This is a genomic window from Weissella cibaria KACC 11862, from assembly GCF_000193635.1.
Classification (GTDB): Bacteria; Bacillota; Bacilli; order Lactobacillales; family Lactobacillaceae; genus Weissella; species Weissella cibaria.
The window spans coordinates 53,166-64,091 of record NZ_AEKT01000029.1 but is presented as its reverse complement, the minus strand read 5'-3'; the positions used below and the strand labels follow the sequence as shown (position 1 = coordinate 64,091).

Here is a 10,926-nt window from a genome sequence, read left to right as displayed (position 1 = left end):
ATACGCTTTTCATTTTGGTTATTATTACTTTGTAGAATCGCGGTCAATGTAACCGTGTGGCAAGATAATGTTCTTTACTGCCAATTCTTCGTGATTCATTAATTTAGTCAGCATACGCATGGCAACCGCGCCAAGGTCGTAGATTGGCTGCGTGATTGATGACATTTGTGGCCGGGTCATCACCGCGATTTTTGAGTTATTGTTTGTAATCAACTCAAAATCATCCGGCACGTTGACACCGGCGTCAGTTAGACCATTTAACAAGCCGGCAGCCATTTCATCGTTCACAACAACGGCCGCAGTTGCCTTGGCATCTTGGACCAGGGCAGCAATTTGATAACCAGATTGGTAATCATAGTCACCTTGCAAGACCAGACTTTCATCATAGTCAACCCCAGCAACGGCCAGGGCATTCATGTATCCCTTAAGCTTAAATTCACGGTTAATGCCATGATCTAGGCTACCCGTTACAAAGGCAACGCGTTTGTGGCCATTCTTTAGCAACTTAGTGGTCGCTTCGCCGATTGCGGTTGTGTAGTCGATGTTGACAGAAGGTTGTTCTGAAACGTGGTCAACTGATCCAGCCAACACAATTGGCACATCAGCGCGAGCAAATTCCTTGCGAATACCGTCGTCAATCAAGTTTCCCATGAAGACAATCCCATCAACCTGCTTGCTCAAAAGATTTTCAAGCACTTGCAGTTCCTTTGTGTCGGACTCATCAGAGTTCGCTAGGATAATTTGGTAGTGGTACATTGCGGCCACGTCATCAATACCACGTGCTAGCTCAGCGAAGTAGTGGTCAGTGACATCTGGAATCACAACACCAATTGTCGTTGTGCGACGTGAGGCAAGGCCGCGGGCAACTGCGTTAGGACGGTAACCAAGGCGTTCAATCACCGCCTCAACCTTTTCTTTTGTTTCTTGCTTAACGTTGGCGTTGCCGTTAACAACACGTGAAACTGTAGCCATTGAAACTTTTGCTTCGCGGGCCACGTCGTAAATCGTGATGGTCTGCTTTTCCATGTCGATTCTCCTTTGGGTCTTGTATCTGTCTTTAAACAATCATGTTATTTTCATAGCTTGTTTTTTAAGCTTGTACCTTTGCATAACTGCAAACGGTTACAATGTGATTGTACCATGTTTTCATACGTTGTTTTCATAAAAACAATCAATTCACACAATGTTATATTCTAGCACACAATAGTGAGGAGTTGCGCATTTTCTGAAAATGAGCGTACAATGAAAAGAAACGTGAAAAACGAGGATTCTTTAATATGACTGATAAGTTAGCAAAGATTCAAAATTGGCTGAACGAAAACCAATTGGATGTCGCCTATTTTTCAGATTTCCACTCAATTTCATATTTAACTGGCTTTGAATCGGATCCAATCGAGCGTGTACTAGCGCTGGTTGTTTTCCCACAAGATGAACCATTCATTTTTGCGCCAGCGTTGGAAGTGGAAGCGGTTAAGGGGGCTGGTTGGACACACCCAGTTTACGGGTATCAAGATCACGAGCAACCATACCAATTGATCGCGCAACATCTGCATGCACACACGCAACATGCGACGACATGGGCCGTTGAAAAGGGACAAATGACATTGGACCGAGCGGCAGCTTTGCAAACGGCAGTACCTGATGCAAAGTTTGTGGGTGACTTGTCGCCGGTGATGGTTGAGATGCACCTAATCAAGACACCGGATGAAATTGCTAAGATGCACAAGGCCGGGGATGATGCAGACCGAGCATTCGAATTTGCTTTTGCTGCGATGCAAGCTGGTGTGTCAGAGTTGCAAGTGATGGCGAAGCTTGAATATGATTTGAAGTCAGCCGGGGTTGTCGGCATGTCGTTTGAAACCTTGGTTCAATTCGGCGCACACGCGGCTGAGCCTCACGGTGATACTGGTTCGACACGTTTGCAACGTGGTGATTTGGCGTTGTTTGATTTGGGTACGATTTATGAAGGGTATGTGTCAGATGCAACCCGAACAGTTGCCTTCCAAACGGTTTCAGATCACCAACGAGATGTGTACAACGTGGTTTTGGAAGCCCAATTGGCAGCACAGTCTCAAGCTAAGCCGGGGATGACGGCGGGCGAGTTGGATGCGATTGCCCGTGATATTATCACCAAGGCTGGCTATGGTGAGTACTTTGTCCACCGTTTGGGACATGGTATCGGGTCATCTGTGCACGAGTCAATTCAAATTGCGACGGGTAATGAGCTGGTATTGCAACCAGGCATGGCCTTCTCAATTGAGCCGGGAATTTATATTCCAGGGGACCTAGGCATTCGCATTGAAGATTCTGTCGTGATGACGGAAACGGGTGCTGATTCATTTACGCATTCGTCAAAGGAATTACGAATTATTGATTAGTTAACTAAAAAGCCGCAAATCCTCCGAATTGAATCGGGAGATTTGTGGCTTTTAAACGTGTTCCGAAAGGCTGAACCCTTAATATAACACCTTTCGTCTCACTCTCTTTTTAATGCCAATTGTCAATGATTGTCTCGGCGTGTTCTTCTGTATCGTTTGTCCAAGGCGTGTTCTTCATCACCTGCAAGTGTGGTAGCAAGGCGTCTTGGCGAGCGGCATGCTTAATTACCCAAACTAAGAATACAGGTTGATCCAACAACCACAAGACATGGCGCGCCGTGTAGGTGGTTGTTTGGCCAGTAACCGGGTTCGGCTTGACTGGTGCAATTAATTCGGGTGAAACGGCTTGTAAGGCAGCCGCTTCGGTTTCGAACGTCTCTTCGATTTTCTTGCGTAAGTCCTTCTTGAATGCATCGAATTTAACGCGATTCTTTTGCTTGTTTGGATAGTCAACACCCCAGAGTTTGAGTAAGTCCATGATGTCAGTTAGGTTGTAAGTTGCCATTTGCAATCTCGATTCTCTTATTAGTTAGTAGTCTTAGCATAACACACTCAACCACAACACGCGCAGAAATTACGGCTGTGTTATTTGCTGAAAATGCTGGGCGATATTTGATACTTTCTGAAAATAAGCGTAACATAGATAAGTCGTCTTTTTTGGGCGACATTTTTTTGCACGGAAACGGTGCAGTAATTGCAGTTATTTATTGTTGAGAAAGTAGAGGTTACTATGAATTCTGGAAAAGCCAAGATATTTAACCAGTCTTTCCTTGAGATTGCGCTGATTAATTTCCTAGTTTTAATCACGTTCTATAGTTTGATTGTGGCGATTGGGCCATATGCTGTTGATGTGTTGCATTTGTCGACAGCGGTTAGTGGGCTATTAGTTGGGATTGTTGTTATTGGATCACTGGTGATGCGCATGATGTCGGGCGCCATTTTGGCGAAAATTTCGACAAAGACAATGATGTTGATTGGTGCTTTCGTATTGATTCCAACAATGGTTGCCTATCATTTTGCGACATCAATGATTGTGTTGCTATTGATTCGATTTATCCAAGGTATGATGATTGGGTTAATTGGGACGGTGACAAATACAGCAGTCGTCTTTGTTGTCCCGGCAGAACGTCGCAGTGAAGGAATTTCATATTTCTCACTAAGTACGGTTATCGCGACGGCCTTAGGACCTTTCTTGGGGTTGGCGTTGAGTGGTGTGAGTTATAGTTTCTTATTCAATGTTGAAACGGGAATCGCTGGATTGGCATTCCTGGCAACGTTATTTATTCACAAGTCAGCGGTTGACATTAAGGCGCACACAGCGACAAAGACCGCCACATTGGATGCGCCGACCGGGTTGCATCGTTTTATGGAGCCTAAAGCCATTCCGTTGGCTATGGCTTTATTCATTGCAACGTTGACGTATTCGGCGATTCAGAGTTATTTGTCCTTCTTTATGAAGGATCAACATATGAGCCAAGTGACTGAATACTTCTTCTTGATATATGCCGCGGTTATCTTCATTAGTCGGCCATTCACTGGTCGCTTGGCTGATAGTAAAAATGAAAATTTCATTATTTATCCAGCATTGGTGTTGTTAGCAATTGGCTTTATTTTGTTGAGCAATGTTCATAATGTGGTCGTTTTCATTTTGGCGGCAATTTTTATTGGTTTGGGCTTTGGTAATTTCCAATCAGCTGCACAAGCGACGATTTCAAAAATTGTGCCACCTGAGCGTATGTCTTATGCAACTTCAACGTATTTTATTTTCTTTGACTTGGCGTTTGGTGTTGGTCCATATTTGTTGGGGTTAATCGAACCAAGTATTGGATTTGCTGGACTTTACCGGTTGATGATTCTAGTGACCGTGATTGCATTAATTTGGTACTTCTTGGTTCATGGTCGTCGCGTAAAATAATTGGTTGCAGTATTTTCAAGAAAAGTTCGCACAATTCATGAAAATCTGATACATTAGATAGAGATAAGATTCGAGTAGATTGTAAAAAAGCGTCAGAGATAGGTCAGTAATGATCTAACTCTGGCGCTTTTTTGCGATAACACAGTTGGGGGCGGGGACTTTGTTAATATGACTTGAAACAATCCTGAATCAACGCTATAATATATCATTGTTATGGAGACATGGCAGAGTGGTAATGCAGCGGACTCGAAATCCGCCGAGCCGGTGTAGAGCCGGTGCACGGGTTCAAATCCCGTTGTCTCCTTTTTATTTAAATAAGTTAAACAGGCATACAGACAACTGCTGATGCTTGCAGAGCTTCATTTAAAATGGCTAACTGGTCGGAAAGATTTCGGTATGACACCGAAGTTCTTCCGACCAGTTTTTTAATTCGCTCATTTTGACAATAGATAGGAGTGATTTCGGCGGACGTTGGTTCGTTGAGATGTGATTAATAGTAACGCTGTCAGTATTGTACTGAATAATCATATTTTTTCTTCTAAATAACTATGTTGCCCATTAAGGATACGTTGGATTTCTAGTGAAAAGGACTGTCTGCTGATCGGACGTAATTTTTTAAAGTAAGGCACTTTTACCAGATGTGACAAAAGGATGCCGGGAATAAAAGAACTTAATCGTGTTTTATCATAAATAATACCCGGATAGACAATGTACGCACGCCCTGGCAATGATTGCTTCATGAGTCTTTCCACCGCTCTCTTTGCGTTTAGATAGGGTTTCATAAAAAAGGGGCCACTATTTGCGGAAACAAATAAAAAATTAGTATTTGTTTGTCTGATTAATTGATTGATTAAGTGTTTAGCGGGTTCATAGCTACTATTTCTATAAGTCACCCCCTTGATAGGATTGGGCAGTAAGATTCCCACGGCATCTATGACCCAGTCGGCGTCTGCAATGATATGTTGCAATTCCGATGAGTTGGACAGATCAACCCTGTGGTAAATTGTTTTATCGGTTGGAAGTGACACATAGTTGTGTCTTGAAAGGCTATGTATTTCAAATTTTTCGGGAGATAGTAATTGAATAATACCTTGACCGACAAATCCGGTACCGCCGGCAATAACGACTTTAATCTTCATAGGCCCTCCAAGTTCGTTTGGCTATAATGGCTACATTTGTTAAGGTTACTTGATGTGCTACGATTCTTCGTTTTCATTCTAACAAAAAATATTGTGAAAAAGTAACCGCCGCACGTTTGTGTGATGCCAGTATAGGTTTACTTGGTCATAGTTGTTGTCGGGTACAAAAAAGACACCCAAAACTGGATGTCTTTCGAAATAGCTCATCAGGGAGTCGAACCCTGGATGCCGGTGTGAAAAACCGGAGTCTTAACCGCTTGACCAATGAGCCATGAACTTCGTTAAACGCGTACTGCTTTTAACAACAGATAATAATATACCAGATGACAAAATAACGTGCAACACCCAATTTCAAAAAAAGTCGAAATTAATTCATTTTCGAACAATAAGTCTCTCCCCTTGCGAGGGCCTGCCCCTTTCCGTACACTGATACATAGACTGGGGGACTGGGGTATGATGACTGCAAGTTGGGTATTAGAGAAGCAAGATCAGGATAAATTACGGCTGTGTCAATTTTTAACAAGTCAAGTGGCAGACTTTGTGACGATTCGACATCTTTTAGCCGAAATGGGATGGACCCGTTATCGGTTTGGCCAAGCTTTGGCGGGGCTAGAACAAGATTTGAAAAAGTTATGGCCGGAGCAACCACCTGCTTTTGCGTTAGATGCGTCACGTCGCGGGGTCCAAGTTGATCATCGCGTACTGCTTGATGTTAAACGATTAACGCATGAGTATCGACAGCAATCAATAATTTGGGCGTTGTTAGGTGAAATTTTTGCTGAAACATTTGTTTCATATGAAGTTTTTGCTGAAACACATCACACAACCGTACCAATTGCCAGGGCGACCAAGAAACAAATTGCGTTGGTTTTGGCACGGGTGGGAATTACATTAACCCGCCACAATGCGTTGATTGGTGACGAAACGACTATTCGCGTGTTCTTCTTTGGTCTCATGCGGGAAGCGTACGTTGATCAGGAGATTCCGTTTCCGGCGGAGATGCGGATTAGAGCGGAAGCAGCAGTCACTGAAATTTTAGCGTTATACCAATTGCCAGAACGGGAAACGACGAAACAAGCCATTCGAATGCAGTTCGCTATTTGGTACTCACGGCTGGTTAATCACCACGCCATTATGGCAACCGAAATGCCACCGCTCTTTGTGCCACTTATAAACTGGGATGAACAGCATCATCAGATCCATGCGGGATTGGTTATGATGATGCGTCATTTTGTTGATTTACCAGATGCGGTGTTAGCACGAGAAGCAGAGTACGCCATTGCCTCGATGTATGTTGCTGGTTTTTTAGGCCCGATTCCGGATGCTTTGCTGACTGAGACGGCGACACGGAAATTGCAGCCCTTCACGACAACAATGCAACGAGAATTTAAAACGGTCATGCACCAGGCGCTTGATTCTGAGACGTTAAGCCAAATGATGGCGTTACTCTCACCGACGCATGTACGGTTATTGTATTTTAGTCATTTAGGATTTCGACCGATGCCAGATGTCGTTCGGGCGAAACGCCGATTCCCAATCCAGACTCAAATCATTCTAACGGTCGTCGCTAAGCTAGCCGTGGCACTTGGCATTCCTGAACAAGCGTTACTGAATGTTTTGTTTGAAGAGTATTTAACGGCTATGATTCAAACAGTAGCGACTAAGAAATTGTTGCCGAAAATTAAGGTGATTGTTGATATGAATAATCTCCCGAGTTTGGAGGCGTTAATTGTTAGTCGGCTGGAGCAGACCCCATTGGTGAATATTGTCGTTAGTCACGAAGCCGTGCCACAGGCTGATTTTTATATCTCAGATATTGAAATCGCTGGTTTGAAAAATGCAACACCGTTTATTTGGTCGCATTATCCAGATGAAAACGAATTTAATAAATTTCTTGAAAAAGCAACCGACTTAACTGTCCACCGGATGACGGCGACAGATTAGCCTACGTAATGCCAACTTGATGACAGGGTTCATACTAACTGTCATTAAGTTGGCATTTTATTTTTGTGCGTACTTTCAGTAACCGCTAAGGCTACCGCTCGTAAGCGAGATTTTTTTAAACGTTTCTGAAAAATATGACGTGGAGCGGACAATTAACATCCGATAAAGTTAAGCATGTCAACGAAACCAAACGCAAACGAGGGGGACGTGAGAATGACTTTAAATTGGCTATATAAGGTGGTGATAACAATATGGAGTGTGCTGTCAGTTGTGCAGTATGTGGCAGCAGATGAAGGTGGCGTTGCAACCATGCGTGAATTTGAAACGGCATGGAATCAAGATAGACCGAATCAAGTTATTCGGCTAGATGGCGATGTGCTTAATGATACGACGACGGCACTTGCCACGCGGCGACAGTCGGTCACTATTGTTGGCGACGGACATGAATTATCATTGACGCCAATTGGCCAGACGCAGCAACGGAAGATGTTGCATAGTACGGCAACGGTTACGCTGAGTCATGATTTTTGGCTAACGGGGCCTGGTGACCAACCGCTTGTGCGGGCTGATCAAATTGTCACAACAGCGGACAGCAATGTATCGATTACGCCGGGCCAGAATGGCACAATGTTCGAAGCTAACGACATTTTAATTCAGGGTCAGTTAGCGTTGCACGGGATGGGTGGTGATATGTTTACGGCCAACCGCATTGTACTGGCGACGGGGGCGTTCGTTGAAGCGTTTGGTCAATTGAACGCCCATGTATTCCGGACGACTAGTCAACAGGGTGAAGTCTTAGTTGCGCCAGAGGCCGTTTTGGCCATTTCGGTCATGAATCGCACAGCGACGAATCGTATTTGTGCGCCGATTGCGAGTGATTTTAAACGGATAACCATACAAGGCGGTCATGTTGACGTGAATACAATCGGGCCAGGCATCTATTGGGGTGCTGGTGATGACGCGATGTGGCGGATAACGGATCAAGGGACGCTTCGCTTGACGAGTACTGGGCAAATTCCGGTGCTTGAAAAGGCAGCTGATGGGACTGGCCGGGGCGGGGTTCAGGTTATGCCAGACAGTAATTTTTACGTGAGCGGTCAGGGACCGTCCCTGATTGCGCTCCAAAAACCAACCTTATTGAAATTTGTACGGCCGGCAACGGTGCAATTGACCAATCGCGCTGGCCAACCAATTTTCCAACGGGGACTAGCGATGATTGATTTACAACAAATCAATTTACGAGGTCGTGGTATTGAAATTGGGGAATTTCAGCACACCGACGTCTCGCAATTCCGCATTAAAGGTCGTGGTAAAGGGATCACTGATGCACAAATTGGGCGGCCGGCTAGCGATTGGCTAGCACAAATATCAGAGATAGAATTAACGGCCAGTTCACCAAAATCAGCACCTGAACCAGTCAAAATGATGGTTGAAGCTGCAAATTTTGGGAACGACCATCAAAAAATATACGGTGAAACTTTAGCAATCGCCGCACAACCACGCTCAGGAATTATCACGCTACTGGGGAGTAACTTGAAATCTTGGGTTGTGCAAGCACGTTTAAAGCAGCCGTTGACACACATTGGTACCGGGCATCAATTACCAACCGCGTTGCGATTTAATGAGGTCATTTTGACAGGGGATTATCAAAACGTGTTGTTAGGTCGTGGTACTGGTATGCAAGATTTAGGGGCAACATTACAATTTGAGGCTTATGACTTAGTACGAGTGGGATCGTATCAAGCACAGGTGTCATTAAATTTGGTCGCGGGACCAACAAATTAAAAGGAGCAAAAAGATGAAGAAACAACTTGGTTTGGGAATTTTGGCTATTTGTACAGGGCTAACAACTGCGGGTGTTGGTTTTGCAGCGGAAAATATTGAGGTTGAAACGCAAGCGTTGGTTGGTTTTGCGGGGACAGAAACACCGGCGGAAATTGGCCACGTTGACCCGGAAGCGCCGCGCGAAACAGATCCGCACGCCCCAGCGAATTTAGGGGCAACACCAATGCCACTAACGTTAGATTATGCGTCACGTTGGCAATTTGATACGCAAAAAATGAGCCTGGTCGATCGAACCTATACGGCCAAACAAGATGTTTTTGCTGGCCGAGCGGTAGCAAATCACGTTCAGGTAACTGACCAACGAGGCCAATTGGATGGCTGGGACTTGCAAGTTCGCCAAAAAACCCCCTTTGTCCATGAAAAGGGGGCCGAATTGAAAGGCGCTAAACTCCAAATTGACCGCGTAACTAGTAAGAGTGCGGTAACCGACACAACTGTTTTGACAGCCAAAGAAAAAATGGCTTTGAATCAAGCGTTTATGCGTTTGGCATATGCAAAACCAGGAGATGGTTATGGCACGACCGCAATTTCATTGGGTGAGGTGTCATTGCATGTGCCAGGTCAGATGAAGAAATTATCAGGAAATTATAACAGCACGATTGTGTATAAGTTGTTAGCAGCACCAACAGGAGAATAAAGATGCACAAATTAAAATGGTTCCAGGTCGTCGTTGCACTGATTATCGGTGTTGTATTTAGTGCAAGTGAAAAAATGTCAGCGAATGAATTGTCGTTTGGTGTCCAAATCGAAACGTCTGAGTATCAACGACATGCGACGGCTGGCTATTTTGATTTGATTTTAGCGCCTCGTCAAAAGACGCAGGTTCGGGTCCAACTAACGAACCCAACTGATCGGCGAGTAAAAGTAGGGGTTCGCACAGCGACGGCGACTACGAATGCCAATGGCGTTGTGGATTATGAGACGAGTCAGGATGAACAATGGGCACGCTTGGTTCAGGTAGCAGATGCCGTTACACTACAACCAAAGAGTTCGCAATTTGTTTCAGTTGCCATTGAGATGCCGGGTACGGCTTTTCCAGGTGTGAAGGCTGGCGGCTTGACGTTTTATGAGTTAGCGAATGATCAGCAAAGGAATCCGGCGGGGATGCAAATCAAGCAAGAATACTCATACACGGTTGCTTTGCTGGTACGAAATAATGAAAAACATGTTGCGGCCCATATGCGTGCGGACGGGATGACGATGAAACGGCGTGATGGTCAAACGGATTTAGTCCTACGACTACGTAATCAATCGCCAATTTTCCACCAAGGAATGACAATCCAAACCCGCATTTATCGGGGCAAACAGTTAGTGATGAGTGAGACCCGGCGCGACTTGCAATTCGCCCCTAGTAGTCGCTACGACCATCGCACGTCGGTGGGACAGTTGCAACCAGGGCGTTATCGCGTCGAAACACAGGTGACAACAGACAAAGGGCGGTGGACGTTCACCAACCGGGTTCGGGTGAACGCGATGGCAGCAATTACGAGTCAGAAAGATGCCGTGAATCATTGGCCAATTTGGTTAAAGCTTGCTTTGATCATTATCGGTGGCCTGCTTGCATTCATTGGTTGGCTACTGTGATTGTTAATACGACGTCAAAAGCAAACGAAGCAACAATAAGAAATGAATTAAAAACCCACGAACTAGGAAAAGTTCGTGGGTTTTTAACCTTTATTCGCACTGCCTGATGTCCATATTTGAA

Annotated in this window: 9 protein-coding genes and 2 tRNA genes; 7 read left to right on the top strand and 4 right to left on the bottom strand. The window is 44.8% G+C overall.

Translation table 11 applies throughout. From position 1 onward, the window contains the following. Positions 1-24 precede the first annotated feature (24 nt). Positions 25-1,026: a catabolite control protein A gene (gene ccpA, locus ESE_RS0106450; protein WP_010373031.1), complete on the bottom strand. Its 1,002-nt coding sequence runs from the start codon at positions 1,024-1,026 to the stop codon at positions 25-27. Positions 1,027-1,277: 251 nt separating this feature from the next. Between ccpA and ESE_RS0106445 the strand changes: the two genes are divergently transcribed. Next, positions 1,278-2,378, top strand: a complete 1,101-nt coding sequence (locus tag ESE_RS0106445; RefSeq protein WP_010373028.1) for a M24 family metallopeptidase — start codon at positions 1,278-1,280, stop codon at positions 2,376-2,378. Positions 2,379-2,487: 109 nt separating this feature from the next. Here ESE_RS0106445 and ESE_RS0106440 read toward each other — a convergent pair whose 3' ends face one another. Further along, positions 2,488-2,883: a hypothetical protein gene (locus tag ESE_RS0106440; RefSeq protein WP_010373026.1), complete on the bottom strand. Its 396-nt coding sequence runs from the start codon at positions 2,881-2,883 to the stop codon at positions 2,488-2,490. 225 nt (positions 2,884-3,108) lie between these two features. On the opposite strand from ESE_RS0106440, the gene ESE_RS0106435 reads away from it, so the two are divergent. Beyond that, positions 3,109-4,293, top strand: coding sequence for an MFS transporter (locus ESE_RS0106435; protein ID WP_010373022.1), 1,185 nt, complete (start codon positions 3,109-3,111; stop codon positions 4,291-4,293). A 215-nt stretch (positions 4,294-4,508) separates the two neighbouring features. After that, positions 4,509-4,597 (top strand) — tRNA-Ser (locus tag ESE_RS0106430). A 220-nt stretch (positions 4,598-4,817) separates the two neighbouring features. Here the strand turns inward: ESE_RS0106430 and ESE_RS0106425 are convergent. Beyond that, positions 4,818-5,432 (bottom strand): NAD-dependent epimerase/dehydratase family protein, encoded by a 615-nt coding sequence (locus ESE_RS0106425; RefSeq protein ID WP_010373018.1) that lies wholly within the window; start codon positions 5,430-5,432, stop codon positions 4,818-4,820. A 199-nt stretch (positions 5,433-5,631) separates the two neighbouring features. Then, positions 5,632-5,703, bottom strand: a tRNA-Glu gene (locus ESE_RS0106420). Between the two features lie 182 nt (positions 5,704-5,885). Between ESE_RS0106420 and ESE_RS0106415 the strand changes: the two genes are divergently transcribed. The 4 genes from ESE_RS0106415 (at position 5,886) to ESE_RS0106400 (ending at position 10,805) form a co-directional block, all read left to right on the top strand. Then, positions 5,886-7,376 (top strand): helix-turn-helix domain-containing protein, encoded by a 1,491-nt coding sequence (locus ESE_RS0106415; protein WP_010373015.1) that lies wholly within the window; start codon positions 5,886-5,888, stop codon positions 7,374-7,376. 213 nt (positions 7,377-7,589) lie between these two features. Then, positions 7,590-9,161 carry a hypothetical protein gene (locus tag ESE_RS0106410; protein WP_010373011.1) on the top strand — a complete coding sequence of 524 codons (1,572 nt, stop codon included), beginning with the start codon at positions 7,590-7,592 and terminating at the stop codon, positions 9,159-9,161. 13 nt (positions 9,162-9,174) lie between these two features. Beyond that, positions 9,175-9,858, top strand: coding sequence for a WxL domain-containing protein (locus ESE_RS0106405; protein WP_010373009.1), 684 nt, complete (start codon positions 9,175-9,177; stop codon positions 9,856-9,858). 2 nt (positions 9,859-9,860) lie between these two features. Continuing rightward, positions 9,861-10,805 carry a DUF916 domain-containing protein gene (locus tag ESE_RS0106400; protein WP_010373006.1) on the top strand — a complete coding sequence of 315 codons (945 nt, stop codon included), beginning with the start codon at positions 9,861-9,863 and terminating at the stop codon, positions 10,803-10,805. Positions 10,806-10,926: the final 121 nt, after the last annotated feature.